The 24,498-nt window shown below is 70.3% G+C and carries 24 protein-coding genes; 8 read left to right on the top strand and 16 right to left on the bottom strand.

Translation table 11 applies throughout. From position 1 onward, the window contains the following. Positions 1-189: 189 nt before the first annotated feature. Complete coding sequence (locus ACWF7A_RS16665; protein WP_452251318.1) at positions 190-1,584, bottom strand: class II fumarate hydratase; 1,395 nt, start codon at positions 1,582-1,584, stop codon at positions 190-192. Positions 1,585-1,647: 63 nt separating this feature from the next. On the opposite strand from ACWF7A_RS16665, the gene ACWF7A_RS16670 reads away from it, so the two are divergent. Next, entirely contained in the window at positions 1,648-2,616 is a 969-nt protein-coding gene (locus tag ACWF7A_RS16670) for an NAD(P)/FAD-dependent oxidoreductase (protein ID WP_452251319.1), read from the top strand. A gap of 18 nt (positions 2,617-2,634) precedes the next feature. Here the strand turns inward: ACWF7A_RS16670 and ACWF7A_RS16675 are convergent, their stop codons facing one another. Then, on the bottom strand, positions 2,635-3,096 hold the full coding sequence (locus ACWF7A_RS16675; RefSeq protein ID WP_452251320.1) for an Lrp/AsnC family transcriptional regulator: 462 nt from the start codon (positions 3,094-3,096) through the stop codon (positions 2,635-2,637). 109 nt (positions 3,097-3,205) lie between these two features. Here ACWF7A_RS16675 and ACWF7A_RS16680 point away from each other — a divergent pair, with 109 nt between their 5' ends. Next, positions 3,206-4,192, top strand: coding sequence for a Glu/Leu/Phe/Val dehydrogenase dimerization domain-containing protein (locus ACWF7A_RS16680; RefSeq protein ID WP_452251321.1), 987 nt, complete (start codon positions 3,206-3,208; stop codon positions 4,190-4,192). Positions 4,193-4,279: 87 nt separating this feature from the next. Further along, complete coding sequence (locus ACWF7A_RS16685) at positions 4,280-4,708, top strand: hypothetical protein (RefSeq protein WP_452251322.1); 429 nt, start codon at positions 4,280-4,282, stop codon at positions 4,706-4,708. 45 nt (positions 4,709-4,753) lie between these two features. Here the strand turns inward: ACWF7A_RS16685 and ACWF7A_RS16690 are convergent, their stop codons facing one another. The 9 genes from ACWF7A_RS16690 to ACWF7A_RS16730 form a co-directional block, all read right to left on the bottom strand. Next, on the bottom strand, positions 4,754-5,164 hold the full coding sequence (locus ACWF7A_RS16690; protein ID WP_452251323.1) for a L,D-transpeptidase: 411 nt from the start codon (positions 5,162-5,164) through the stop codon (positions 4,754-4,756). Positions 5,165-5,220: 56 nt separating this feature from the next. Further along, positions 5,221-5,628 carry a L,D-transpeptidase gene (locus tag ACWF7A_RS16695; protein WP_452251324.1) on the bottom strand — a complete coding sequence of 136 codons (408 nt, stop codon included), beginning with the start codon at positions 5,626-5,628 and terminating at the stop codon, positions 5,221-5,223. Between the two features lie 9 nt (positions 5,629-5,637). After that, positions 5,638-6,180: a L,D-transpeptidase gene (locus tag ACWF7A_RS16700; RefSeq protein ID WP_452251325.1), complete on the bottom strand. Its 543-nt coding sequence runs from the start codon at positions 6,178-6,180 to the stop codon at positions 5,638-5,640. Positions 6,181-6,306: 126 nt separating this feature from the next. Beyond that, the gene (locus ACWF7A_RS16705) at positions 6,307-7,077 is read right to left on the bottom strand and encodes a S1 family peptidase (protein WP_452251326.1); all 771 of its coding nucleotides are present in this window, start codon (positions 7,075-7,077) and stop codon (positions 6,307-6,309) included. Between the two features lie 131 nt (positions 7,078-7,208). Beyond that, positions 7,209-8,249, bottom strand: a complete 1,041-nt coding sequence (glpX, locus tag ACWF7A_RS16710; protein ID WP_452251327.1) for a class II fructose-bisphosphatase — start codon at positions 8,247-8,249, stop codon at positions 7,209-7,211. Positions 8,250-8,316: 67 nt separating this feature from the next. Beyond that, positions 8,317-8,532 (bottom strand): exodeoxyribonuclease VII small subunit, encoded by a 216-nt coding sequence (locus ACWF7A_RS16715; protein ID WP_355300186.1) that lies wholly within the window; start codon positions 8,530-8,532, stop codon positions 8,317-8,319. Then, complete coding sequence (locus ACWF7A_RS16720; protein ID WP_319988341.1) at positions 8,529-8,870, bottom strand: sugar ABC transporter substrate-binding protein; 342 nt, start codon at positions 8,868-8,870, stop codon at positions 8,529-8,531. Before ACWF7A_RS16720 ends, ACWF7A_RS16715 begins: the two co-directional genes overlap by 4 nt. Beyond that, entirely contained in the window at positions 8,863-10,101 is a 1,239-nt protein-coding gene (gene xseA, locus ACWF7A_RS16725) for an exodeoxyribonuclease VII large subunit (RefSeq protein ID WP_452251328.1), read from the bottom strand. The genes ACWF7A_RS16720 and xseA overlap by 8 nt, the downstream gene beginning before the upstream one ends. After that, positions 10,098-10,589, bottom strand: coding sequence for a lipid droplet-associated protein (locus tag ACWF7A_RS16730; protein ID WP_452251329.1), 492 nt, complete (start codon positions 10,587-10,589; stop codon positions 10,098-10,100). Before ACWF7A_RS16730 ends, xseA begins: the two co-directional genes overlap by 4 nt. Positions 10,590-10,652: 63 nt before the next feature. Here ACWF7A_RS16730 and ACWF7A_RS16735 point away from each other — a divergent pair, with 63 nt between their 5' ends. Next, a complete protein-coding gene (locus ACWF7A_RS16735; protein ID WP_452251330.1) occupies positions 10,653-11,597 on the top strand; it encodes a 4-hydroxy-3-methylbut-2-enyl diphosphate reductase in 945 nt (314 codons plus the stop codon). Here the strand turns inward: ACWF7A_RS16735 and ACWF7A_RS16740 are convergent. The 3 genes from ACWF7A_RS16740 to ACWF7A_RS16750 form a co-directional block, all read right to left on the bottom strand. Then, on the bottom strand, positions 11,594-14,935 hold the full coding sequence (locus ACWF7A_RS16740; protein WP_452251331.1) for a WD40 repeat domain-containing protein: 3,342 nt from the start codon (positions 14,933-14,935) through the stop codon (positions 11,594-11,596). The genes ACWF7A_RS16735 and ACWF7A_RS16740 overlap by 4 nt on opposite strands. 81 nt (positions 14,936-15,016) lie before the next feature. Then, positions 15,017-15,748 (bottom strand): DUF6542 domain-containing protein, encoded by a 732-nt coding sequence (locus ACWF7A_RS16745; protein ID WP_452251332.1) that lies wholly within the window; start codon positions 15,746-15,748, stop codon positions 15,017-15,019. An 89-nt stretch (positions 15,749-15,837) separates the two neighbouring features. After that, positions 15,838-16,749 carry a DNA recombination protein RmuC gene (locus ACWF7A_RS16750; RefSeq protein ID WP_452251333.1) on the bottom strand — a complete coding sequence of 304 codons (912 nt, stop codon included), beginning with the start codon at positions 16,747-16,749 and terminating at the stop codon, positions 15,838-15,840. A 99-nt stretch (positions 16,750-16,848) separates the two neighbouring features. Between ACWF7A_RS16750 and ACWF7A_RS16755 the strand changes: the two genes are divergently transcribed. The 3 genes from ACWF7A_RS16755 to ACWF7A_RS16765 are packed head-to-tail and all read left to right on the top strand — an operon-like array spanning position 16,849 to position 21,410. Next, a complete protein-coding gene (locus ACWF7A_RS16755) occupies positions 16,849-17,988 on the top strand; it encodes an exonuclease SbcCD subunit D (protein ID WP_452251334.1) in 1,140 nt (379 codons plus the stop codon). After that, positions 17,985-20,861 carry an AAA family ATPase gene (locus tag ACWF7A_RS16760; RefSeq protein ID WP_452251335.1) on the top strand — a complete coding sequence of 959 codons (2,877 nt, stop codon included), beginning with the start codon at positions 17,985-17,987 and terminating at the stop codon, positions 20,859-20,861. The genes ACWF7A_RS16755 and ACWF7A_RS16760 overlap by 4 nt, the downstream gene beginning before the upstream one ends. A gap of 9 nt (positions 20,862-20,870) precedes the next feature. Further along, positions 20,871-21,410, top strand: a complete 540-nt coding sequence (locus ACWF7A_RS16765; protein ID WP_452251336.1) for a hypothetical protein — start codon at positions 20,871-20,873, stop codon at positions 21,408-21,410. Between the two features lie 146 nt (positions 21,411-21,556). Here ACWF7A_RS16765 and ACWF7A_RS16770 read toward each other — a convergent pair whose 3' ends face one another. Next, positions 21,557-22,054, bottom strand: coding sequence for a methylated-DNA--[protein]-cysteine S-methyltransferase (locus ACWF7A_RS16770; protein WP_452251337.1), 498 nt, complete (start codon positions 22,052-22,054; stop codon positions 21,557-21,559). Beyond that, positions 22,051-23,337, bottom strand: coding sequence for an AlkA N-terminal domain-containing protein (locus ACWF7A_RS16775; RefSeq protein ID WP_452251338.1), 1,287 nt, complete (start codon positions 23,335-23,337; stop codon positions 22,051-22,053). The genes ACWF7A_RS16770 and ACWF7A_RS16775 overlap by 4 nt, the downstream gene beginning before the upstream one ends. A gap of 80 nt (positions 23,338-23,417) precedes the next feature. Between ACWF7A_RS16775 and ychF the strand changes: the two genes are divergently transcribed. Then, positions 23,418-24,497 carry a redox-regulated ATPase YchF gene (gene ychF / locus ACWF7A_RS16780; protein WP_452251339.1) on the top strand — a complete coding sequence of 360 codons (1,080 nt, stop codon included), beginning with the start codon at positions 23,418-23,420 and terminating at the stop codon, positions 24,495-24,497. Position 24,498: the final 1 nt, after the last annotated feature.

The raw sequence follows: 24,498 nt of genomic DNA on the forward strand, positions 1-24,498 counted from the left end.
CTATACGTTCAGATGCGGCGAACTGTTACACGAACGGGTGTATGTCACCTGTCTGGACTAGAGTTCGAGTTGGTTCCAGTCGCCCTGAGATGGTCGAACTGAGAGTTGGGATGCGGAACAAGCTGCGATTGCGTGTATCTCGCTCGCGATGAGGTTCCGGTGCCTGCCGACACCGGAACCCCTTGAGCGTCAGCGGCCGCCGCGCGCCATGTGCAGCACGTCCAGCGCCGCGTCCAGCTGCTCCTCGGTGAGCTTGCCCGGCACGTGCCCGCGCTCCAGCACCACCTCGCGGATCGTCTTGCGCTCCTTCAGCGACTGCTTCGCGATCGACGCCGCCTCCTCGTAGCCGATGTAGCGGTTCAGCGGCGTGACGATGGACGGGGACGACTCGGCGTACTCGCTCATCTGCTCGGCCTGCGGCTCGGTGCCGAGCAGCACCTTGTCGGCCAGGAGGCGGGCCACCGCGGCGAGCAGGCGGGACGACTCCAGGACGTTGCGGGCGATGACCGGCAGCATCACGTTCAGCTGGAAGTTGCCCTGTGAGCCGGCGAACGCGACGGTGGCGTCGTTGCCGATGACCTGGGCGACCACCATCATCGTGGCCTCGGAGATCACCGGGTTGACCTTGCCCGGCATGATCGAGCTGCCCGGCTGGAGGTCGGGGAGCGCCAGTTCGCCGAGGCCCGTGCGGGGGCCCGAGCCCAGCCAGCGGAGGTCGTTGGCGATCTTGAACAACGCCACGGCCGACGCGCGGAGCTGGCCCGAGATCTCGACGACGCCGTCCTGGGTGGCTTGTGCCTCGAAGTGGTCGCGGGCCTCCACCAGCGGGAGGTCGGTCGCGGAGGCCAGTTCGGCTGAGACTCGCGCGCCGAACTCCGCGGGGGCGTTCAGGCCGCTGCCGACCGCGGTGCCGCCGATCGGCAGTTCCGCGAGACGCGGGATGGAGGCTCGAAGGCGTTCCACGGAGTAGCGGACCTGCGACGCCCACGCGCCGGTCTCCTGGCCGAGGGTGATCGGGACCGCGTCCATGAGGTGCGTGCGGCCGGACTTGACCAGGTCGGACCACTCGGCCGCGCGTTGTTCGAGCACGCCTTGGAGGTGCTCCAAGGACGGGATCACGTTGGTCACCACGGCCTCGGTGGCGGCCACGCGCAGGGTCGTCGGGAACGTGTCGTTCGACGACTGCGAGGCGTTGACGTGGTCGTTCGGGTGGACGTCGCGGCCCAGGGCCTTCGTCGCGAGGGTGGCGATGACCTCGTTGGCGTTCATGTTCGAGGACGTGCCGGAACCCGTCTGGAAGACGTCCACCGGGAAGTGGGCGTCCCACTTGCCGGCGGCGACCTCGTCGGCCGCGGTGGCGATGGCGCCGGCGATGTCGTCGGGGAGAACGCCCAGCTGGGCGTTGACCCGGGCCGCCGCTGCCTTGAGCAGGCCCAGTGCTCGGATCTGGGCGCGTTCCAGGCCTCGACCGGAAATCGGGAAGTTCTCGACCGCGCGTTGTGTTTGGGCGCGCCACAATGCGTCGACCGGCACGCGGACCTCACCCATCGTGTCGTGCTCGACGCGGTACTCCTGTTCAGACATACCTTCGAGTCTCTATGGTCGATCACAGCACTGCCACCCACCACTGGCAGAAGGGCACCACTCATGGAGCGTGACGTCGACCTCCTCGTCGTGGGAGCTGGTCCCACGGGGTTGTTCGCCGCTTACTACGCAGGCTTCCGGGAAATGAACGTCGCCGTCGTCGACGCCCTGCCAGAGCCGGGCGGCCAGGTCACGGCGATGTACCCGGAGAAGATGATCTACGACGTCGCCGGGTTCCCCGCCGTGCGGGGCCGCGACCTCGTGAACGGACTGGTGGAGCAGGCAGCGCAGTTCAAGCCCACCTACCTGCTCGGCCGTCAGGCGCGCACCTGTGAGTCCATTGAGGACGGTCTGCGGATCGGGCTCGCGGACGGGTCCTCGATCACCACCAGGGCCGTGCTGATCACGGCGGGCATGGGCGAGTTCAACCCGCGTCCGCTGCCCGCGGGCGACGGGCGGCTGGGGCGCGGCATGGTCCACTTCGTGCCGGTGCTGGCCGAGCACGCCGGGCAGCACGTGGTGATCGTCGGCGGTGGCGACTCGGCGTTCGACTGGGCGCTGGCGCTGCACCCGATCGCGGCGAGCGTGAAGATCGTGCACCGCAGGGCCAACTTCCGCGCGCACGCCGCGACCGTGCGGCAGGTGCGGGAGCTCGGGGTCGAGATCATCACCGACGCCGAGGTGCTGGCGTTGCGCGGCGAGCCACTGTCCGAAGTGGACGTCAAGGTCAAGGGTGGTGACGCGCGGACGTTGCCCGCGCAGACCGTCGTCGCCGCACTCGGGTTCACGGCCGACCTGGGGCCGATCGAGTCGTGGGGGCTCGAGCTCGACCACCGCGCGGTGCTCGTCGACACCACCATGAAGACCAAGCTGGACAGGGTCTACGCGGCGGGCGACGTCGCGCAGTACCCCGGGAAGGTCAAGCTCATCGCGACCGGGTTCGGGGAGGCGGCGACCGCGGTCAACAACATCGCGGTGGCGCTCAACCCGTCGGCGCACCTGTTCCCCGGGCACTCGAGCGACGGCAGCTGACGCGCGTGCCGGGGTCCGTCAGGCCCCCGGCAGCGGCGCCGGGTCGTGCTTCGCCAGGTGCTGGAAGATGATCGACGTGCGGAAGCCGACGATCTCCTTGCGGTGACTCAGCCTGTCGACCAGGAACGCGTGCAGACGGTCGTTGTCCTGCGCGCTCACGTGGATGACGAAGTCGTCGTTGCCCGCCATCACGAACACCGCCGTCACCTCCGGCAGGCCGTGGGCGTACGCCTTGAAAGAGTCGATCACGGCGCGGCTCAGCGGGCGGACCTGCACCGACACCGACGCCTGCACGCCCCGGTTCAGCGCCGCCGGGGCGATGTCGGCGTGGTAGCCGCGGATCACACCTCGTTCGCGCAGCAGGCGCGTGCGTTCCAGGCACGTCGACGGCGCGATGCCCACCTTGCGCGCGATGTCGCGGTTCGACTGCCGGGCATCGCGCTGCAGTTCGCGCACGATCGCCGAATCAAGTTCATCCATCTCGTTCCTCACGCCGTTCTGCCGAACAACGTTCGGCGAAGCGTCTGCACACCTGTCACTCACCCTAACTTCGTGGTCGAGGCTTGACCGAAGTTCGGGAGGAACGCAGATGTGGGAGCACGAGCGGCTCGTCGTCCGCACGGGAAGGCGGTCGGGGATGACCACGATGGTCGCCCTGCACTCGACTGAGGCGGGACCGGCGGTCGGTGGGTGCCGGATGAAGTCGTACGACCGGATCACCGACGCCGTCACGGACGTGCTGCGGCTGTCCAAGGCCATGACGCTCAAGTGCGAGGCGGCCGGGATTCCCCACGGCGGCGCCAAGAGCGTGATCGTGGCCGACCGAGAGCTCACGCCGGAACTGAGGCGGGCCGTGCTGCTCGACCACGCCGACCTGATCAACGAGTTCGAGGGTGCCTACCGCGCCGGGCCGGACGTCGGGACCGGGCCGGACGACATGGTGGTGCTGAAGGAACTCACGCCGTACGCCTACTGCCTGCCCGAGGAGCACGGCGGCACCGGGTCGTCGAGCGGGCCCACGGCGCGGGGTGTGCTGGCGGCGTTGAAGGCGGCCGCGCGCCACACGTTCGGCACGCCGGACCTCACCGGCAGGAAGGTCGTCATCAGCGGGTTCGGGTCGGTGGGGGAGCTGATCGCGAGGGGGCTCGACGGCGCCGAGGTCATCGTGTCCGACATGGACGAGAGCAGGCGGACGGGGGAGTTCGGCTGGGTGCGTCCCGACGAGGCGTACCGGGTCGAGGCCGACGTGCTCGTGCCCGCGGCGGTGGGCGGGGTGCTGAGCCCGGAGACCGTCCGGGGTCTCGACGTCCGGCTGGTCGTGGGGCCCGCCAACAACCAGCTCACCGACGACGGGGTGGCCGCGTTGCTGGAGGAGCGCGGCATCGTGTGGGTGCCCGACCACGTCGCCAGTGCCGGTGGGGTGATCTACACGCTGGCCCGTGAGGACGAGGGTGTGGACCACGAGACCGCGTTGACCAGGGTCGATGGCATCGAGGCGACGGTCGAGCGGCTGCTGCGAGGGCGTCAGCGCGACGAAAGCGGGAGGTCCGCGCCCGTCGCTGGCATGGGGATGTAGCTCACGGGCCGGTCGCCGCGCGTGTCTCGGTCGTGGGACGCGATGATGGGTGCCTGTGGGCGGCGATCGGCTGAGGGAGAAGTGCACATGACCCGGTGGAGGCTGGTCGCGGTGCTGGTCGCGGTCACGGCACTCGGGGGCTGCTCCTCCGGTGAGACCTGGGCCGTGAAGCTCACGCCGACCGGGCTGCCGCAGTTCGTGGACGCCGGGTGCGGCGGGCCGGGCGTCACCGCGGCGTCGGTGCGGGCCGGTGGCGAGGAGATCTGGCGGATCGGGTTCGCCCAGCCGGCCGAGGTGCGCGAGCTCGCGGTCAGCCAGAAGCCTGCGGGCGCCGAGGAGAAGGTCGCCTGGCGGCAGCCGAAGGGCGACCAGTCGCTCCAGTTGTCCGTGCAGCTGCAGGACGGCAGCAAGCCCGCCGTGGAGTTCACGCTCGACGGCCTGAAGGACGGCAAGGTCAAGTTCGGGGACGACTACCTGAGCGCGGACGAGTTCGCGAAAAAACGCGAGCAGTGCTGAAGGCCTGACCAGTGCCACCGGTCAGGCCTTCGCAACCGGGCGGACCTACGGCAGCACCTGCACCTGCTCGCCGACCATCAGGTTGTCGTAGAACACGAGCGACGCATCCATCGCCATCCGGATGCATCCGTGCGACTGGACGGCAGTGTCACCCTGGTGGAACGCGATACCGGTCGTGGTGAAGTACACCGCGTTCGGCATCGGGCCGTTGTAGGGGACGCTCCAGTCGTTCTTCACCTTGCGCAGCACCGAGAACGTGCCCACCGGGGTGTCGTACCCCGGTTTGCCGTGGCTGATGGTCACCGGCCCATAACTGATGTTGCCGTTGAAGACCAGCCACGCCTGGTTGGAATGCTTCTCCAGGCACGCTCCGTTGTAGACGGTGCATCCCGCCTGAGCCTGTGCGGGAACAGCGAAGCCGAGGATCAGGAGCACCGTCGCGATCAGAACTCGCATCTCTCATCACCCCTCAGTAGTGGAGTTGCCACTGTGGGGTGACCTCAATCATGTTTTTATGGAAGTACCTGGACGCGCTCGCCGGGGAAGAGGTTGTTGTAGAAGACCTCGGAGTCGTTCCAGGTGAGCCGCACGCAGCCGTGCGACTGGGAGTTCAGGTCGCCCTGGTGGAACGCGATGCCGTCGGTGGTGAAGTAGACCGAGTTGGGCATCGGACCGTTGTAGGGGACGCTCCAGTCGTTCTTCACCTTGCGCAGCACGGGGAAGTTGCCCACAGGCGTGCCGAAGCCGGGCTTGCCGTGGCTGATCCGAACCGGGCCGTAGCTCGTCACGCCGTTGGTGACGAGCCAGGCCAGGTTCGTGTGCTTCTGGACGCACGCTCCGTTGTGGACGGTGCAGCCGGAGGCGTGCGCGGGTGCTGCGAAGCTAAGCAGCAGCAAGGCCGTTGCGGCCAGGAGTCTCATGGCTGATGATCATGAGACCACCTGCACGGTCTCGCCAATCGAGAGGTTCTCGAAGTAGTACCGCGCGGCCGCCGGGTCCAGGTGGATGCAGCCGTGGGACGGATCGGTCAGCGAGCCCTCGTGGAACGCGATGCCGCTCTCGGTGAAGTACGTCGACCACGGCATCGCGGCGTTGTACGGCCGGCTCCACTCGTCCTTCACCTTGCGCAGCACCGGGAAGTTGCCGAGCGGGGTCTCGAAGCCGCGACGCCCGTGCGTGATCGGGGACGGGCCGTGGACGATCTTGTCGCCCCGCACGATCCACGACTTGTTCGTGGAGAGCTGGATGCACGCGCCGTCGCTGATGGTGCACGGCGTCGGCTTCACGACGGGCGGGGGAGGCGGCGGCGGAGGAGGGGCCTCCGACGACGTCGAGGGAGGCGCGGAAGGCGGTGCTTCCGAGGCCGGGGCCGAAGACGAATGCGGTGGCGCCGCTGGAGTCTCGGCCTGCACGGTCCCCTGTGCGCATCCCGCCACCGACATCAACGCGACCGCCACGAGCAGCATCCTCATCGCGCAACCCCCTGGTTGTTCCATCCCTTGCCGAAGTAGACGGCGGGACGAGTGCCCAGGTTGCAACGGCGAGGGCCCGCCTCCCATAACGAATGGGAGACGGGCCCTCGGAATGCGTTTACCGGGTTACAGGCCGCCCACGTTCGAGCTGACCCAGTTGCGGTAGTAGGCGACGTCGACGTAGATCGACGGGGCCTGGGCGCAGTTCGCGCCGCCGCCGGAACGGCTGGTCGCGCCGATGAGCTCCCAGCGGCCGCCGACCGACTTCACCTGCGGGCCACCCGAGTCGCCGTAGCAGGCGCCCTTGTTGCCACCGGTGTTGTTGGTGCAGATCTCCGACACGCCGCTGATGCCGGAGCACCGGCTGTCAGCGACGATCGAGGTGTTGAGCTCCTGCAGGGTCACCGGGGCACCACAGGCACCGCGGACGGGACACGTCTGGCCCCAGCCGATGATGCGGGTGGCGGTCCCGACCGCGCCCGACGAGGTCGGGATGGTGATCGGCGCCTGGCTGACCGAGGTGTTGAGCTGCACGACCGCCAGGTCGGCGGACGGGTGCAGGATGATCCGCGACGCACCGGTCGTGGTGCCGCCGCTGGTGCGGTTCGTGGTGCCGATCCGGGTGCGGATCGAGGACGCCGAGGAGCCCTGGACGCAGTGCTTCGCCGTCACGACCCAGTTGGCCTTGACCAGCGAGGCGCCGCAGAAGTGGCTGCCCGAGGTGTTCTGCAGGGACACCATGAACGGGTAGACCTGCGAGGCGTTGGTGCCACCGACGATCATCGGCGAGACCTCGCCGTCTGCGGTGGGAGCCGGAGCCGCGGAAGCAGCGGTGACCGTGGCGAGCAGGGCGCCGGCGGCCACGACTACTGCGGAGAACAACGAACGTGCCCTCATCGTTGAGTTCCTTTCCTGAACCCGGCGCAGGGTTGCCGGGGTCAAGACGGAAACTAAGGACGAAAGTGACTCGGTCACTAGGGTCACTCGGAGGGTGACCCTCCGTTAACGGTTCACAGATTCACACAGAGCTACGGCATCGGCTGCTGGACGTCCTCGGGCAGGTCGAAGTCCACCGAGGCGTATTCACGCAGCTTGTGAAGGCTGTGGAAGCCGTCGATCATGCGCACGGTGCCGGACTTGGAGCGCATCACGATCGACTGCGTGGTGCAGCCGCCCGCCCGGTAGTGCACGCCGCGCAGGAGGTCTCCGTCGGTCACGCCCGTGGCGCAGAAGAAGACGTTGTCGCCGGAGACGAGGTCGTTCGTCGTGAGCACGCGGGACAGGTCGTGGCCCGCGCCGATCGCCTTCTCGCGCTCCTCGTCGTCCTTGGGCCACAACCGGCCCTGGATGGCGCCACCGACGCACTTGAGCGCCGCCGCCGCGATGATGCCCTCGGGCGTGCCACCGATGCCCACGAGCATGTCCACGCCCGAGGTGGGACGCGCCGCCGCGATCGCACCGGCCACGTCGCCGTCGGAGATGAAGTGGATGCGCGCGCCGGCCTGACGGACCTCCTGCACGATCTGCTCGTGCCGGGGCCGGTCGAGGATGCACACGTTCACGTCGGACACGTCGCTGTGCTTGGCCTTCGCGACGCGGCGGATGTTCTCCGCGAGCGGCGCGGTGATGTCGATGACGTCGGCCGCCTCCGGGCCCACGGCGAGCTTCTCCATGTAGAACACGGCGGACGGGTCGAACATGGCCCCGCGCTCGGCGACGGCCAGCACCGCCAGCGCGTTCGGCATGCCCTTGGCCATCAGCGTGGTGCCGTCGATCGGGTCGACCGCGACGTCGCAGTCAGGGCCCTCGCCGTTGCCGACCTCCTCGCCGTTGAACAGCATGGGCGCCTCGTCCTTCTCGCCCTCGCCGATCACCACGACGCCTCTCATCGAGACGGTGTGGATGAGCTTGCGCATCGCGTCGACGGCCGCGCCGTCACCGCCGTTCTTGTCGCCGCGCCCCACCCACCGGCCCGCGGCCATGGCCGCTGCCTCGGTGACGCGCACGAGCTCCAATGCCAGGTTCCGGTCGGGGGCTTCGCGACGTCGTTCCGCGGGGGTGTTCACCATTGCGCGCCTCCATGCGACTACTCAGCGTGCCGGATTTTGTGATCGGCAACTGAATCCTTGCACGGGATCACGCGTCCGAAACGTCCTCCTCGACGACAGCCAGAGCTGCATCGATTCGCTCGCGCGCACCGGCGAGATGCTGCTCACAAGTCTTGGCGAGCGCTTCACCGCGTTCCCACAACGCGAGGGAGTCCTCCAGCGACAGACCGCCGGCCTCCAGCTTGCGGACCACGTCGACCAGCTCGTCGCGGGCGGCTTCGTAACCGAGTGTTTCCGAACTCACGCGGATTGGCTCCTCAGACGGCTCAGCACGGTCGCGACGGCCAGGTCGTAGCCGACCAGCGCCTCCGCGAACTCCTCGCCGTCACCCTCTCGCACCGCCTCGTCGATGAGCGCCTCGGCCTCCGCGACGCGCCGGTACTGGACCGTGCCGGCGGTGGCCTCGCTCAGGTCGTGCAACGTCAGGATCAGCGTGCGGCGGCCCGTGGTGTCGCAGTCGCCCACCATCGCCGTCCAGCAGTCCGCCGCGGCGCGGTTCGCCGCCTCCGCCTTCGTGCGCAGGCCAGAGCCGCAGGAACCCGCCGCCTCCATGGTGAGGGGCAGGAACACGGCATCACGCATCATCGGTACCTCCCCCTTCCACATTGGTGACAGTGGCCAGCACTGCTCCGTCAACGACGCGTACCCGCAGTTGTGTTCCGCTCGGCGCGTCCGCGGTAGAACGCAACACGCCGTCGGGACCGTCAGGTGTGACGAGTTGCACAACGGCGTATCCGCGCGCCAGCGTGGCGGCTGGTCCGAGGGTCGTCAAGCGGGCCTTCGTCCCCGAGAGGTGGACGTCCTCCCGATCGAGTCGTTGCGTGACTGCCCGGCGACCCTGGTCGCGAAACCGCTTCACTTCCTCGGAGCGGCGCTCCAACGGGCCGTAGGGGTCCGAAATCACTGGTCGGGAGCGCAACGCGGTGAGCAGTTCGCGTTCTCGATCAACCCAGCCGCGCAGCGCGCGACGGCCCCGATCGCGCATCTGGCGGACGCGTTCACTCTCTTCAGCGACATCCGGAACCACCCGTTTGCCAGCGTCGGTCGGCGTCGAACAACGCACGTCAGCGACGTGGTCGAGCAGCGGGGTGTCCGGTTCGTGGCCGATCGCCGACATCACCGGCGTGCGGCACTGGGCGACCGCGCGGCACAGCGCCTCGTCGGAGAACGGCAGCAGGTCCTCCACGCTGCCGCCGCCGCGCGCGATGATGATCACGTCGCACTCGGCGTCACGTTCCAAAGTGGACAGTGCGGTCATCACCTGGGTGACGGCGGTCGGGCCCTGCACGGCGACGTTGATGACCCGGAAGTGCGCGCCGGGCCAGCGGTTCCGCGCGTTCGTGAGCACGTCGCGCTCCGCCGCCGACGCCCTGCCGGTGATGAGACCGATCTTGGTGGGCAGGAACGGCGGACGGCGCTTGCGGCGCGGGTCGAACAGGCCCTCGGCGTGCAGCAGCTTGCGCAGCCGTTCCATCCGCGCCAGCAGCTCGCCGATGCCGACGGCGCGGATCTCGTCCGCGCGCAGCGACAGCGTGCCCCGGTTCGGGTAGAAGCTGATCTTGCCGTGCGCGATGACCCTGCTGCCCTCGGTGAGCTGGAGCTCGCGCACCAGCGAGGCGTTGCAGGTGATCGACATCGACATGTCGACGCTCGGGTCGCGCAAGGTCAGGAACGCCGTGGAACTGCGCGCGTTGAGCTGCGTGACCTGCCCCTCGACCCACACGTCGCCGAGCCGGTTGATCCAGTCGAGCAGCTTGCGGGCGACCGTCCGCACCGGCCACGGGCTCTCCGGCGAGGATTTCGCTTCGGTCACTGAGCTTTGACCGTCGCGATCCGGCGGTTGAGCATGCCGACGAACTCAGGACGAGACTCGTGCGCCTTCTCGTAGCGCAGCAGTTCCCCGAGCTGCTCGACGTCGAGGTTGCGCAGCCGTGCCCGCAGCTGCGCGATCGACAGTTCGTCGTAGGACGGCAGGAACTCGGGGACCTCCGCGATCGCCCGCTCCTCCTCTTCCCACGGGTCGCCGGCGGGAGTTTCCTGAGAAGTCGTGACGGGCGTCTCGTCCTCGTCGAAGGTCGCCCACTCCGGTTCTTCCTCCGCCGGGCGCAGTCCAGAGAGGACGTCGTCGCCCTTGATGGCGAGTTCGGTCACATGCTGCTGCACGCGCATCGACAACTGCATCGCCTCGCTGACCACCGTCAACGGCAGTCCGGCGAGCTGCTGGGGCAGCTTGCGGGCCTGTTCGAGGGCGGTCACCGCGAGCCCGGCCGCGATGCGGACACCCAATGGCAGTGGCTTCATGCCGCTAAGCCTGCCGCAACCGCGTCTGAAATGCCTAGGAACGCAACTGGGTACCCTGGGGGCATGCCCAAGCGAGTCCTGTTGGCGAAGCCGCGTGGTTACTGCGCGGGCGTTGATCGTGCCGTGGAGACGGTCGAGCTCGCCCTCGAGAAGTACGGCGCGCCCGTCTACGTGCGCAAGGAGATCGTCCACAACAAGTACGTCGTGGAGACGCTGTCCGACCGCGGTGCCATCTTCGTCAACGAGACGGACGAGGTTCCCGAGGGCGCGCTCGTCGTGTTCTCGGCGCACGGCGTGTCGCCGGCCGTCCACGCGGAGGCCGAGCAGCGCTCGTTGCGCACCATCGACGCCACCTGCCCGCTGGTGACGAAGGTCCACAAAGAAGCGGTGCGGTTCGCCAAGGAGGACTACGACATCCTCCTGATCGGCCACGAGGGGCACGAGGAGGTCGAGGGCACCGCCGGTGAGGCGCCGGACCACGTGCAGCTCGTCGACACCGCCGAGGACGCCGCCACGGTGGAGGTCCGCGACCCGTCGAAGGTCATCTGGCTGTCCCAGACCACGCTGTCGGTCGACGAGACCATGGTGCGCGTGCGTCAGCTCAAGGACCGCTTCCCCGACCTGCAGGACCCGCCCTCGGACGACATCTGCTACGCCACGTCGAACCGCCAGACCGCGGTGAAGACGATGGCGCCGTCGTGCGACCTGGTGCTCGTGGTGGGCTCGAAGAACTCCTCCAACTCGGTCCGGCTGGTCGAGGTCGCGCTGCAGCACGGCGCCAAGGCCTCCTACCTGATCGACTACGCCAAGGAGGTCGACCTGGCGTGGCTCGAGGGCGTCGAGACCGTCGGCGTCACGTCGGGCGCGTCCGTGCCGGACCTGCTGGTGATGGAGCTGCTGAAGTTCCTGGAGTCGCACGGGTACGGCGATGTCGAGGAGATCACCACGGCGAACGAGCGCATCACGTTCTCGTTGCCGCGTGAGCTCCGCAAGGACCTGGTCCGCTAACCCAGTTCCCGCAAGGCCGTCTCCACGTCGAGCTGCCACACGAGCAGCGCGTCCGCGGCGGCCGACACGACCGCACGGCCGTCAGGCATCCACGCAACGTGCTTGACGGCCTCGGCGTGGCCGCGCAGGGTCGCCCACGGCTGCTGGGCGTTCACGTCCCACACGATGACGGTCTCGTCGTCGCCGCCACTCGCGAGCATCGTCGAGTCCCGGTTGAACTCCAACGCCGAGATCGTGCCCGTGTGGCCGAGCAGTTCGCTCTTCTTCTTCCACGTCGTGGTGTCCCACAGCAGGATGCGGCCGTCCTCGCCGGCGGTCGCGAGGGTGCGCTTGTCCGGGGACATCGTGAGCGCGCGCACCGGGCTTTCGTGCACCGCGCCCAGGTTGCGGTCCTTGCCGGTGGTGAGGTCCCGGACGACGACGAGTCCCCAGTCGGTCCCGAGCACGACCTCCTGGTCGTCCTTGCCGAACGTGGCGGCGGTCGGGGTGCCTTCGCGCTGGGTGTCGAGGGTCGTCGGGTCCGGCGTCCAGACCGTCGCCGACTTGTCGCCACCCGCCGAGAGCAACCGGTTGTCGCCCGCGAACGCCAGCGCGGCGGGAGGCACGTCCTCGCTCGGGTTGATGTCGAGACTGCCGTCGGAGGTGCTGCGCACCGCCACCAGTTCGCCGGAGCCGGAAGTGGCGAGCAGACTGCGATCCGCGTTGAAGCGACTGAGGGTGCAGCCTTGCGCGCCGGTCTCCACGCGGCTGAGGGTGCGCATCGACGCGTCACGGCGTTCGAGCAGGCCGGCGCCGTTGAACGTGAGGATGCTGCCGTCCGGGTCGAGCGCGAGCGCTCGCACCGGGTGAGTGGACGCCACGGCCACCGCGCTGCGCGGCAGGAGCCGGAGCACCGGGCCGTTGGACGTGATGAGCCTGCCGTCGCGGGTGAAGGCCATCTCCGTCGTGTCGGCCTCGATGCGGACGGGCGGCAGCACGGCGTCGCGCACGACGTCCCACAGCCGCGCCTCGGTGTCGTCGGTCCCGGTGCTGGCGAGCACCGTGCGGTCGGCACTGGCGGCGAGGGTCGCGAAGCCCTGGTGCGCGGGCAGCGTCCGGATCTGGGTGCCGGTCGCCGTGTTCCACAGCCGGACCTCGCCCTGGAACGTGCCCACCGCGAGGATCCCGCCCCGCAACAGCACCGCGGAGCTCGTGTTCGTGCCGATGCCGAAGCTGGTGATGCGCTGGGAGGTGGTGAGGTTCCACAGCGACACGGACGACTCGTCGAGGGTGGCGAGGGTGTCGCCGGCCGCGTCGAACCGGAACCAGTTCGCGCCAACGGGCAGCTCGGCGCGGATCCGGCGGGTGGCCACGTCCCAGATCTGGTTGCCGATCAGGAGGGCCCGGCCGTCCTCGACGAACCGCAGGACCAGCCGCGCTCCGGACTCCCGCAGCACGACTGGGTCGGCGCCGGCGGAGGTGTGCAGGGTGACGCGGCCGTTCTCGTCCCCGAGGGCGAGGGTGCCGTCCGGCGCGATGTCCAGGGCCACCGCGGGCCCGTCCGTGCGCAGGGTGGCGACAGGGGCGAGCGTGCTGCTGTCGTAGACGCGTGCCACGCCCTCGTTGCCCAGCACCCCGATGACGCCGTTGCCGGTCCTCAGATCGTGGCCGTAGACGGTCCGTGCTTCGCGCTCACGACTGGCCGCGACGCTCAGGATCTGGCTGCGCGCCTCCGTGGTCGGGGCGATCCGGTACGCCTCGGCGGCTTTGCGGGCGGCTTCGTCCGGGTTGCTCTGCAGCAGCGCGGCCGACAGCGCGGCGAGCTGCTGCGACTGCGTGAGGAGGCTCAGGCGCTCGACCTCGCGGCGTTGCTGGGTGGCGGTGACGGCGCTGACGCCCGCTACGAGCACGAGCGAGACGAGCACGGCCGCGGCTGCGCGCAGGCGACGGGTGCGGCGACGGGTGAGGTTCCTCGACGCGGCCAGGAACGCGTCTTCGGTGGGGGTGAGGTCGGCGTCGCTGCGGGCGGCCCACTCGCAGGCCTCCGCGAGCCTGACGGTCTGGTAGAGCGCGCCGGCGTCCCGGTCGAGCTCCTCCCACAGCCGGGCCGCCTCGGTGAGCCTGCGGTGCGTCCTGAGGCCCTCGCGGTCCTCGTCGAGCCAGGTCGTCAGGCGTGGCCAGGCCCGGAACAACGCCTCGTGGGTGACCTCCACGGTGTCCTCGCCGACGGTGACGAGCCGGGCGTTGGCGAGGACGTCCAGCACCTCGTCGCCGATCACCTCGGCGCGTGGGACGGGACGTTTCGTGCCGTCCGCGGCCAGCCGGAGCAGCAGCTGGCGGGCCAGGCGCTGCTGGGGATCGGTGAGCTGGGCGTACGCGGTCTCCGCGCTCTGGGCGAGGGCCCCGTCGATGCCGCCGGCCGCCTCGTAGGCGCCGACGGTGAGGATGTTGCCGCGCTTGCGGTGCCAGGTCTCGACCAGGGCGTGGCTGACCAGCGGCAGAACGCCGCTGCGGCCGCTCGCCTCGGCGATCAGCGTGGTCAGCAGGGCGCCCTCGACGGTGCAGCCGACCTTCGCCGCGGGCTGGGTGATCGCCCGGCGCAGCTCGTCCGGGGTCATCGTGCCGATCAGGACCTGGGCGTCGGTCAGCGCCTCGGCCAGTGCCGGGTGCTGTGAGCAGTGCGGGTAGAAGTCGGACCTGACCGCGATCGCCACCTTGGTGTTCGCACCGAGCAGCTGCGTCAGGAACGCCTCGCGCTGGACCGGGTCGTCGCAGAGGGTGAAGAGCTCCTCGAACTGGTCCACGATCAGCAGGTCGGGGCCCTGCGCGAGGGCCTCGGCGACGGACGCGTCCGGGTCGGTGCCGGGCGTGCAGCCGACCGGGTGGCGGAAGTGCTGGGCGAGACCTGCCTTGAGCAGGGATGACTTGCCCTCGCCGGACGCTCCGAAGACGGCGAGGAAGTCGTGCGTCTCCAGCCGGCTCTTCAGCGCGTTGGTGAGCTTCTCGCGGCCGAAGAAACGGTCCGCGTCCTCTCTCGTGAACGCGCTCAGGCCCACATACGGCGAGGGGCTGACCTTCGAGAGCGCCCAGCTCTCGTCGACCTCCTGCCAGCGCCGCGTCCAGGTCTGCTCGTCGCCGCCGCACGCCCGGACGTAGGCGAGCGTGACGTCCAGGCCGGGCACCTTGCGGCCCGCGGCGGCGTCGGACAGTGTCGTGACCGAGAAGTGCGCGCGCCGGGAGAGCTCCCGATAGGTCGGGGTGCCCGCGTCGGTGCGCAGGCGGCGCAGATCCCTCGCGAACCGCAGCAGCGGGCTGTCGCCCTCGTCCAGTGGACGTTCTCCCCTAGGCATCGCGCTCATGCTGGCAGAGTGCTGCCGCTTTCCCTGGTCGTTGTTCCGACCTCGTTGTTCGCGGTTCGGGGAGTGGCCGCGAACAACGGCCTAGCGCTCGTCGCGCGGCGGGCGGGGCCTGCGCTGGCCCGCGGGACGCTCGCCGCGGGACCCCTCCGGGCGCGGGCGCCGGGCGGGCGTGCCCTCGGGACGCGGGCGGCGCGCGGGGGCGGCCTCAGACCGCTCCGCGCGTTCCGGGCGGGGACGGCGCGGGCGCTCTTCCTCCTCGGGCTCCTCGCGGGGCCTGCGGACGGGCTTGGCGCGTTCCTTGATCTCGGCCTTGGCCTCGCGGACCTCGTCCTTGGTCGGCCGGTTCGGGTTCTTCTGCAGGAAGATCCGCAGGATCCCCAGGCCGACGGTGACGGCGGTGGTGATGGCCATGACCGGGAAGCTGTCGATGAGCGGCTTGCCCAGGCCCAGCGCCATGGCGGACAGGCCGCCCTTCGCGACGCCGCCGGTGAGCAGCACGAGCGTCGGCACCGTGGCGGCGAGGACCAGCGGCGGCTGCACCATCGGCCCGAAGAGGCTCCGGCGCTGCACGAGCAGGATCGCGGCCAGCGCGCCGACGAAGAACGCGACGTTGAACGTCCAGCCGACGGTCTTGCTGGAGTTGATGTCGATGAACGCGCCGATGAACGACGGGACGAGGGCGGCCAGGATCGCCGCCCACCACGGGATCCCCTTGAACTCGCCGAACATGGCCCGGTAGTTCCACGGGATCACGTCGTAGTCGTCTTCGACGTCGTCATCGAAGGCTGCTGAACGCTCGCGCAACGCACTCACGACGCACACGGTAGCCGTTCGGCCAATCGGTGTTCGTGGGTCCGTTGCTTTCTCACCCAGAAGCAACCTATGGGCACACTGCGTGCGTTTTAAGCGGACTGTTCGTCCGCCCTTCGGACGAGTGGGAGGGGCGTAGGAGTGGCGGAGGCGTCCGTCAGCGGCTCCACGCTCGCCCGGAACCCCTCCAGCGCGTCGAGCTCCCGGCGCCGCGCCGAGAGGAACCGCTGGAGGTGCGTCGTGGAGAGGTTCACGGCGTCGATGGCGGAGTCGGCGGCCCGGTTCGCGCGGCCCGCCTGCAGCCTGACCTGCTCGACGTCGTCGGCCAGCGCCCGTTCGGTGACCGCGAACATCGCGCTCGACGCGATCACGGCGAAGCCCGTCGGGCCGCACAGGAAGACGCGGCGGTCGAGCAGCCAGCGCAGCAGCTCGGGATCGGTGTCGAGCGCCGCGACGACCGCGCCGTCGTTGGGGACGAACATGATCGTGCCGTAGATGGCGTCGGCCCAGCGCTGGTAGCCCTTGCCGGCCAGTTCGGCGGCGCGCGAGCGGATGTTGCGGACGTGCACCCGCAGCGCGTCCTGGCGTTCCTGTGGGTCGTCGGTCTCGACCGCCTCGGCCCAGGTGGCCATGGACATCTTCGAGTCGACCGGGACCGCGCGGCCGCCGCCGACGTTCAGCACCATGTCGGGACGGACGGCGCCACCGCCCGCCACGTCCGTCTGCAGCGTGTAGTGGAGGTTTTCCCTCAGGCCGAGTGCGCGCGCCGTCTCGACGAGCACCTGTTCACCCAGCTCGCCACGGCCGCTGACGCTGGAGAACGCGACTTCGTAGCGTTGCAGGGCTTGTTGCTGCGCGTCGTAGCGGGCGCGTTCGGAACCGATGGCCTGGAGGGCTTCGTCGGTGCGCCGGACGCTGTCCTGGTACAGGCGGTAGACGAACACCAGCGCCCCGGCACAGACGAGGGCCAGGACGAGCGAGGCGGTGATGATCACTGCGGTCACGGCACCGATGATGCTCCCCCAGAGATGTTGAACTCGATCGGGTGACACGCCGGGAACCCTCCCGGAGATTTGTCGGACCTCGTCTCTACGGTTGGGGCCATGCGGATCCTGCACACCTCCGACTGGCACGTGGGGCGCACCTTCCACGGCCGCGACCTGCTCGTGGAGCAGGAGTCGGTGCTGGGAGGCCTCGCTGACCTGGTGTCCTCCGAGAAGATCGACGTCGTGGTCATCTCGGGGGACCTGTACGACCGGGCGGTCCCGTCGGCGGACGCGGTGGCGTTGTGCGCGCGGGTGCTGATGCGGATCAGGGCGGCCGGGGCGCGGATCGTGATCACGCCGGGCAACCACGACTCGGCGGCGCGGATCGGGGTGTTCGGGGAGTTCGCGGCGGCGGGCGGGCTGTACCTGCGCACGCAGATCTCGTTGCTGGACAAGCCGGTCGAGCTGGAGGACGAGCACGGGCCCGTCGCGGTGTACGGCATCCCTTTCCTGGAGCCGGAACCGGCGCGGCACGTGCTCGGCGTGGCGGACAAGGGGCACGCGCCCGTTCTCGGGGAGGCGATGCGGCGGATTCGCGCCGATCTGGCATCGCGCGAGGCGCGCTCCGTGGTGCTGGCGCACGCCTTCGTGACGGGCGGGGCGCCGTCGGAGTCCGAGCGCACCATCGCGGTGGGCGGCGTGCAGGACGTGTCGATGCAGGTGTTCGCGGGCGTCGACTACGTGGCCCTCGGGCATCTGCACGGGCCGCAGACCCTCGCGGAGAACCTGCGGTACTCGGGCTCGCCCTTGGCGTACTCGTTCTCCGAGGCACGGCACCGCAAGTCGGTGTGGCTGGTGGAGCTCGACTCCGGTGGGCTCGTCGGGGTGGAACGGCGGGACCTGCCGGTGCCGCGGCAGCTCGCGGTCGTCTCGGGCACCCTGGCGGAGGTGCTGGAGGATCCGGAGCACAAGCCGCTGGAGGACCACTTCCTGTCCGTCGTGCTGACGGACCAGGTGCGGCCGATGGACGCGTTGCGGCAGCTGCAGAAGCGGTTCGAGCACGCGGTGCACGTGGAGTGGCGTCCGGAGCAGGGGCAGCAGCACGACATGACGTACGCGGACCGGGTGCGCGGCCGGACCGACGAGGAAGTGGCCTGCTGCTTCGTGTCGGACGCGCGCGGCTCCGAGCCTTCCGCGGCGGAGATGGCGTTGTTGCGCGAGGCGTTCGCGTCGGTGGCGAGGGAGCAGGAGCAATGAGACTGCACCGCCTGGAGCTCACGGCGTTCGGGCCCTACCCGAAGCCCGAGGTCGTCGACTTCGACGAGCTGGGCGCGGACGGGCTGTTCCTGCTGCACGGCGACACGGGCGCGGGCAAGACGACGCTGCTCGACGCGGTGGCGTTCGCGTTGTTCGGCCGCGTGCCGGGCGCGCGGGGCGACGTGAAGAAGCTGCGGTGCGAGTACGCCGACCCCGAGGTGCCGACGGAGGTGTCGCTCGAGCTCACGGTGCAGTCGCGGCGGTTCCGGATCGTGCGCTCGCCGGAGTTCGACCGCCCGAAGAAGCGCGGCGGCGGCTTCACCACGCAGCCCGCGAAGTGCTCGCTGACGTGGCTCGAGGGCTGGGACGGCGAGGGCATCACGCGCATCGACGACGTGGCGCGCGCGGTCGAGGACATGCTGGGCATGTCGTACGAGCAGTTCTTCCAGGTCGTGCTGCTGCCGCAGGGCGAGTTCGCGCGGTTCCTGCGCTCGGACACGGCGGAGCGCGAGGTGTTGCTGGAGAAGCTCTTCGGCACCGAGCGGTTCCTCGACGTGGAGAAGTGGTTCCGGGACAAGCGAGTCGTCGCCGGCCGGGTGCTGGAGGAGCGCCGCCAGGGCGCCAACGAGCTGATGCACCGGGTGGCCGAGGCCGCGGGCGAGGAGCCGTCGTTCGAGCCGGGCTGGCTGGAGTCGGTGCTGGAGCGCCTGTCCGCCGCCGTCGCGGCGGCGAGTGCGCTGTCGGAGGAGACGGCGGGCGTGGCGGACGGGGCGGACGCGTTGCTGGCCCAGGCCCGTGTGGAGGCCGACCAGGTCCGGCGCGTGCGCGAGGCCCGTGAGCTGCTGGCGCGGGTGGAGGCGGCGGACTCGGCGTCGTGGTTCGCCGAACGCGACGCGGCCCGGCGAGCGAGCCCGGTCGTCCCGGCCTTCAAGGAGATCGAGAAGCTCCAGGAGAGCTACAAGTTCGCCGTCCGCGACGAGGCCAGGGCGGCGGAGTCGCTGGCACGCCTGGGCTACGAGGGCTCGTCGCTGCGCGAGGACGCCGAACGCCTCCGCGAGGAGGCGGGCGGTCTGGGCGAGCTGGCCGCCGAGGCCGAGCGCCAGCAGGCCGACGTGCGCCGCCTGTCCGTGCTGAAGAACTCCTCGTACCAGGTGGAACGCCGCCTGCTCGCGCTGAACGCCGAGTTGGAGGTGCTGCCGGAACGCCTGGTCCAGTGCCGCCTCCAGCTGGACGCGGCGGTGGAGGCCTCCGCCCGCCTGGAGTCGCTGAGGTCCCGCGCCGACGCCGCCCTCGCGCTGCCGGACGCCACGAAGGCGTTGGAGCGCACCAAGAAGGCCGTGCACGAGGCCATCGACGTGCACCAGAAGGCGAAGGACGTCCTCCAGCAGGTCCGCCACCAGCGCCTGGAGAACATGGCGATCGAACTGGCGGCGGCCCTGAAACGCGGCAAGCCGTGCGCCGTCTGCGGCTCTCCCTCGCACCCGGCGCCCGCCCAGCCGATGCTCGGCGGCGTGGGCGCGACGGACGAGGACGACGCGGCGGCCGACGAACAAAGGGCCCTGGACCACCGCACCGAGGCAGAACGAGCGGCCCACGCCGCCGAGCTGCGCATCCAGGCCTGCTGGGAGGCGCTGGGCTCGGCCGAACCGGCCACCGCGATCGCCGAGCACCGCACGGCGCTGGAGCTCGCGCGCACCCGTTCACAACGCCAGAACGAGTTCGTGGGGCTGGAGGCGAAGTCGCGCGAGCTGGGCGCGGAGAAGGCCCAGGTGGAGCAGGACCTGGTGGGCCTGCGCACCGAGCACACCTCGCTGGTGGGGGTGGTCGAGGAACGCGGTGCCCGGCTGGACAAGGCCAGGGGCGACCACGAGGACGTCCTGACCCGTCGTGACCACCTGCTCCGCCTGTCGAAGGCCCTGGTGGAGCTGGCCGACCGTCGTTCGGCCCAGGAGGCCGCCGCCGGGCGGATCTCCGAACAGCAGACGCAGGTCGCCCGCCTCGCCGCCGAGGCCGGGTTCGCCGACGTCGAGTCCGCGCTGGCCGCGGCGCGTCCCGCGCTCAAGCTGCAGGCGCTCGACGAGAAGATCGCCTCCTGGGAACGCGCCAGGGCCTCCGCGCTCGCGACGCTGGAGGAGCTGGCGGGGGTCGACCCGGAGTCCGCGGTGGACCTGGGCGAGGTGACGTCGGCGGCGTCGTCCGCCCGTGCCGCCGCGTCGTCCGCGGCGACCGGGCTGGCCCGCGCCCAGGCGGCGTTCGACCGGGTCGGTCAGCTGGCCGCCCGGCTGCGCGCCGAGTGGAAGTCGCTGGAGCCGCTGGAGGCCACCTACGCCGAGCTGGACGCGTTGACGGACGTGATCAACGGCCGTGGGCAGAACTCGAAGAAGATGACGCTGCGGTCGTACGTGCTGGCGGCGCGGCTGGAGGAGGTCGCGGTCGCGGCGTCCGCCCGGCTGCACCGGATGAGCCAGGGCCGGTACAGCTTCGTGCACTCGGACTCGGCGGGGGCGCGGGGCACCCGTGGCGGGCTGACCCTGGACGTGCTGGACGACTACTCGGGCCGTGCGCGCCCGGCGAAGACGTTGTCGGGCGGCGAGTCGTTCCTGGCGTCGTTGTCGCTGGCCCTCGGCCTCGCGGACGTGGTGGCGAACGAGACCGGTGGCGCGTTGCTCGACACCCTGTTCGTCGACGAGGGCTTCGGCACGCTCGACTCGGACACGCTCGACATCGTCATGAACACGCTGGACGAGCTGCGGGCCGGCGGCCGGGTCGTGGGGCTCGTGTCCCACGTGGAGGAACTGAGGCAGCGGATTCCCACCCGGTTGAGGGTCCGCAAGGCGCGTTCCGGGTCCACGCTGGAGGTCTCGCTCGGTTAGCCTCGGCCGGTGCTGTCCCACGTGGAAATCACCGCGCGCGTCACCCTCACCGAGGCCGCTCACTTCGGGTGGGCGAACAGGCTGGAGTACTCGCACGACTGCTTCGTGTGCGGCAGGACGGGCCGGACCGTCAGCCTGCGGCACGGCGCGACGCACGGCGTGTGCCACTCCTCGCAGACCCCGCTCGACTGGCAGGCCGAGCAGTCCGAGCGAGGCAGCCACCCGGCGCCGATCCGCGTCACGAGCTTCGACGTCAACGGCAGCGGCACGGCTCGTGAGCTGCGGTGCAGGCTGTCGTTCTGGTGGTCGCCGTTCACCGACGCCGAGCGCACGCAGGCCGAAGGCGGGGAACTGGGCGCCGGTCCGTGGGTGCGGCTGTTCTACCGCGTCGGCTGCCACGCCTGCCGCGACGCCGGTGAGGCCGACTGGTTCAACGGCGAGCAGTCGTTGCAGACCAACGTGACCCTGCCCGTCGCCAGGCCGTGCACGCGGTGCGGCACGGACCTGGTGACGATGACGGGACGCCCGGAGATCACGCTCGTCGGCTAGGTGCTGTCCTGCGAGTTCGTCAGGTGAGAGTCCCGGAAGCGGTGCCGCCGCGATGACCTCGTACCGGCGTACTCGGGCATTGCGGCGGTGCCGTTTCCGGGGCCCTCGGCCGCCGCTCTCGCCCGACGAGACTTGCAGGACAGCGCTTAGCCCTCGTGGGCCAGCAGCCAGCGCTTGACGTCGAGGCCCCAGCGGAAGCCGCCCATGTTCCCGCCCAGCCGGATCACCCGGTGGCAGGGGACGAAGAGCGCCGCGGAGTTGCGAGCGCAGGCCGAGGCCGCCGCCCGGATCGCCGCCGGACGGCCGGAGAGCTCGGCGTACTCGGAGTAGGTGACGGGTCGCCCCGCCCGCACCGTGCGCAGGACGTCCCAGGCGTGCTGGAGGAACGGGCCGGACTTCTGCCGGACGGGGATCGTGTCGATCGCGGTCAGGTCGCCCTCGTGGTAGGCGACGGCGGCCTTGGTGACGTCGCCCAGGTCCGGTCGCGGGACGATCTCGGACGGCGTCAGGGAGGCGTGGATCTGGGGCGTCAGCAGGGCCAGGTCGGCGGTCCAGCCGCTGGCGAGCACCGCTCCGTCCGGCGCGACGATCGCGGTGAACGGCCCCGCCGGGGTGTCCACGGTGGACGTGTGCGCGACGGTCATGATGTTGCTGCCTTCCTCGTCAGGTGTGCTCCGGCGTAGGAGCGCCACGGCCGCCACTCGGGGCCGTGGGAAGCAAGGTGTCGTGCGGCTTTCGGGAGCACCAGCACGTCCGGTGCGCCCAGCACGCGCATGGCCACCTCGTCGGCCACCTCGGGACCGGTCAGGTGGGTCAGCTCCTCGGTGAGGTCCTCGATCGAGCGGCCCACGTCCACGACGAGTCCGCCGCTCGCGAGGGCCTCGGTGACGGGGTGGTCGCCCGCGGAGTAGAGGTGGGTCAGGGCGCCGTCCGGGATCTGCAACGGGACGCCCGTGAACGGGGCCACGAGCCGCAGCAGCGTCTCGGCGCCGTCGACGCTGCCCGCCACGCGGATGCCGGGCACCTCGCGGACCAGCGGGCCGATCAGCGGGTCCGAGCCGAGGAACGAGTCGACGGCCGCCGGGTCGGCGTCGAGGTCGAGGAGACGGCGGACGCGGGCCACGGCCGCGCCCAGGTCCCGCACGTCGGCGAGGCGCAGCGAGCACAGGACGTGGTCGGCCGGGAACGTCAGCCGCACCGTCGCCTCGCCGTGGGGGAGCGACAGCGTGCGGGCGTAGGAGTCGGCGGTGACCTCCTCGACGCCGGGCAGCGCGTGCGTGCGGAAGTGGGTGAGCAGGCCCGTGGCGTCGAACGGTGGCCGGTACGGCAGGCGCAGGACGATGCGGCCCGGCGTGCCGACCGGTGCCTTGCCGCGGCCGCGCATGTCGGACGGGGTCGAGGCGAACACCATGCGGATCGTGTCGTTGAACTGCCGCACCGACGCGAAGCCCGCGGCGAACGCGATGTCGGCGAACGACAGCTCGGTCGTCTCGATCAGCAACCGCGCGGCGTGGGCGCGGTGGGCACGGGCGAGGGCGAGCGGTCCGGCGCCGAGTTCGGCGGCCAGCACACGCGTGAGGTGGCGTTCCGAGTAGCCGAGCCTCGACGCGAGGCCCGTCACGCCGTCGCGTTCCACGATGCCGTCGCTGATCAGGCGCATCGCCCGGCCGGCGAGGTCCGCGCGGAGGTTCCACTCGGGCGAGCCCGGCACCGCGTCCGGCAGGCACCGGCGGCAGGCCCGGTAGCCGGCGGACTGCGCGGCGGCGGCGGTCAGGAAGAAGTGGCTGTTGCGGCGCTTCGGGGTCACCGCGGGGCACGACGGCCGGCAGTAGATGCCGGTCGTGCGGACCGCGTGGATGAAGCACCCGTCGAAACGGGCGTCACGTGCGGAGCACACCCGGTACGCGTGTTCTTCGTCAATGACCATGCCAACGATCCTGCCAGCGCGAACGCGCTATGGCTCGCGGGAATCGGACACGACCGTCACCTGCCGTAGACTCGTCGCTCGTGAGTTTGACCCTCGGTATCGTCGGCCTGCCCAACGTCGGCAAGTCCACCCTGTTCAATGCGCTGACGCGCAACGACGTGCTCGCCGCGAACTACCCGTTCGCGACCATCGAGCCGAACGTGGGCGTCGTGCCGCTGCCGGACGCGCGCCTCACCAAGCTCGCCGAGATCTTCGGTTCCGAGCGCGAGGTGCCCGCCGTGGTGTCGTTCGTCGACATCGCCGGCATCGTCAAGGGCGCGTCGGAAGGCGAGGGCCTCGGCAACAAGTTCCTCGCGAACATCCGCGAGGCGAACGCGATCTGCCAGGTCATCCGCGTCTTCGACGACCCGGACGTCGTGCACGTCGACGGCCGCGTCGACCCGTCGAGCGACATCGAGACGATCAACACCGAGCTGATCCTCGCCGACCTCCAGACCCTCGAGAAGGCCATCCCGAGGATCGAGAAGGAGGCGCGGATGCAGAAGGACCGCCGCGCCGCCCTCGAGAACGCCAAGAAGGCCAAGGACATCCTCGACTCGGGCCGCACGCTGTTCTCGGCGCAGTCCGAAGTGGACGGTGAGCTGCTCCGCGAGCTCTCGCTGCTCACGACCAAGCCGTTCCTCTACGTCTTCAACGCCGACGAGGGCATCCTCAGCGACGAGGCCCGCGTGAAGGAGCTGCGCGAGCTGGTCGCCCCGGCCGACGCCGTGTTCCTCGACGCCAAGGTCGAGTCCGAGCTGATCGAGCTCGAGGAGTCCGAGGCCCTGGAGCTGCTGGAGTCGATCGGCCAGACCGAGCCGGGCCTGCACGCCCTGGCCCGCGCCGGCTTCCACACCCTCGGCCTGCAGACGTACCTCACCGCAGGCCCGAAGGAGTCGCGCGCCTGGACGATCCCGCAGGGCGCCACCGCCCCGCAGGCCGCCGGCGTGATCCACACGGACTTCGAGCGGGGCTTCATCAAGGCCGAGGTCGTGTCGTTCGACGACCTGGTGGCCTCGGGGTCGAAGGCCGACGCGAAGGCGGCGGGCAAGGTCCGCATGGAGGGCAAGGACTACGTCATGTCCGATGGCGACGTGGTGGAGTTCCGCTTCAACGTCTGAT

It is taken from the genome of Lentzea sp. NPDC055074, assembly GCF_053608005.1.

Excerpts from the sequence above, each read along its gene's own strand:
- ACWF7A_RS16740 (WP_452251331.1), bottom strand. The coding sequence starts at position 14,935 with ATGAGCGCGATGCCTAGGGGAGAACGTCCACTGGACGAGGGCGACAGC.
- ACWF7A_RS16735 (WP_452251330.1), top strand. The coding sequence starts at position 10,653 with ATGCCCAAGCGAGTCCTGTTGGCGAAGCCGCGTGGTTACTGCGCGGGC.
- ACWF7A_RS16730 (WP_452251329.1), bottom strand. The coding sequence starts at position 10,589 with ATGAAGCCACTGCCATTGGGTGTCCGCATCGCGGCCGGGCTCGCGGTG.
- ACWF7A_RS16705 (WP_452251326.1), bottom strand. The coding sequence starts at position 7,077 with ATGAGGGCACGTTCGTTGTTCTCCGCAGTAGTCGTGGCCGCCGGCGCC.
- ACWF7A_RS16755 (WP_452251334.1), top strand. The coding sequence starts at position 16,849 with ATGCGGATCCTGCACACCTCCGACTGGCACGTGGGGCGCACCTTCCAC.
- ACWF7A_RS16690 (WP_452251323.1), bottom strand. The coding sequence starts at position 5,164 with ATGCGAGTTCTGATCGCGACGGTGCTCCTGATCCTCGGCTTCGCTGTT.
- ACWF7A_RS16680 (WP_452251321.1), top strand. The coding sequence starts at position 3,206 with ATGTGGGAGCACGAGCGGCTCGTCGTCCGCACGGGAAGGCGGTCGGGG.
- ACWF7A_RS16720 (WP_319988341.1), bottom strand. The coding sequence starts at position 8,870 with ATGCGTGATGCCGTGTTCCTGCCCCTCACCATGGAGGCGGCGGGTTCC.
- ACWF7A_RS16670 (WP_452251319.1), top strand. The coding sequence starts at position 1,648 with ATGGAGCGTGACGTCGACCTCCTCGTCGTGGGAGCTGGTCCCACGGGG.
- ACWF7A_RS16775 (WP_452251338.1), bottom strand. The coding sequence starts at position 23,337 with ATGGTCATTGACGAAGAACACGCGTACCGGGTGTGCTCCGCACGTGAC.
- ACWF7A_RS16760 (WP_452251335.1), top strand. The coding sequence starts at position 17,985 with ATGAGACTGCACCGCCTGGAGCTCACGGCGTTCGGGCCCTACCCGAAG.
- ACWF7A_RS16675 (WP_452251320.1), bottom strand. The coding sequence starts at position 3,096 with ATGGATGAACTTGATTCGGCGATCGTGCGCGAACTGCAGCGCGATGCC.
- ACWF7A_RS16695 (WP_452251324.1), bottom strand. The coding sequence starts at position 5,628 with ATGAGACTCCTGGCCGCAACGGCCTTGCTGCTGCTTAGCTTCGCAGCA.
- ACWF7A_RS16700 (WP_452251325.1), bottom strand. The coding sequence starts at position 6,180 with ATGAGGATGCTGCTCGTGGCGGTCGCGTTGATGTCGGTGGCGGGATGC.
- glpX (WP_452251327.1), bottom strand. The coding sequence starts at position 8,249 with ATGGTGAACACCCCCGCGGAACGACGTCGCGAAGCCCCCGACCGGAAC.
- ACWF7A_RS16685 (WP_452251322.1), top strand. The coding sequence starts at position 4,280 with ATGACCCGGTGGAGGCTGGTCGCGGTGCTGGTCGCGGTCACGGCACTC.
- ACWF7A_RS16770 (WP_452251337.1), bottom strand. The coding sequence starts at position 22,054 with ATGACCGTCGCGCACACGTCCACCGTGGACACCCCGGCGGGGCCGTTC.
- ACWF7A_RS16665 (WP_452251318.1), bottom strand. The coding sequence starts at position 1,584 with ATGTCTGAACAGGAGTACCGCGTCGAGCACGACACGATGGGTGAGGTC.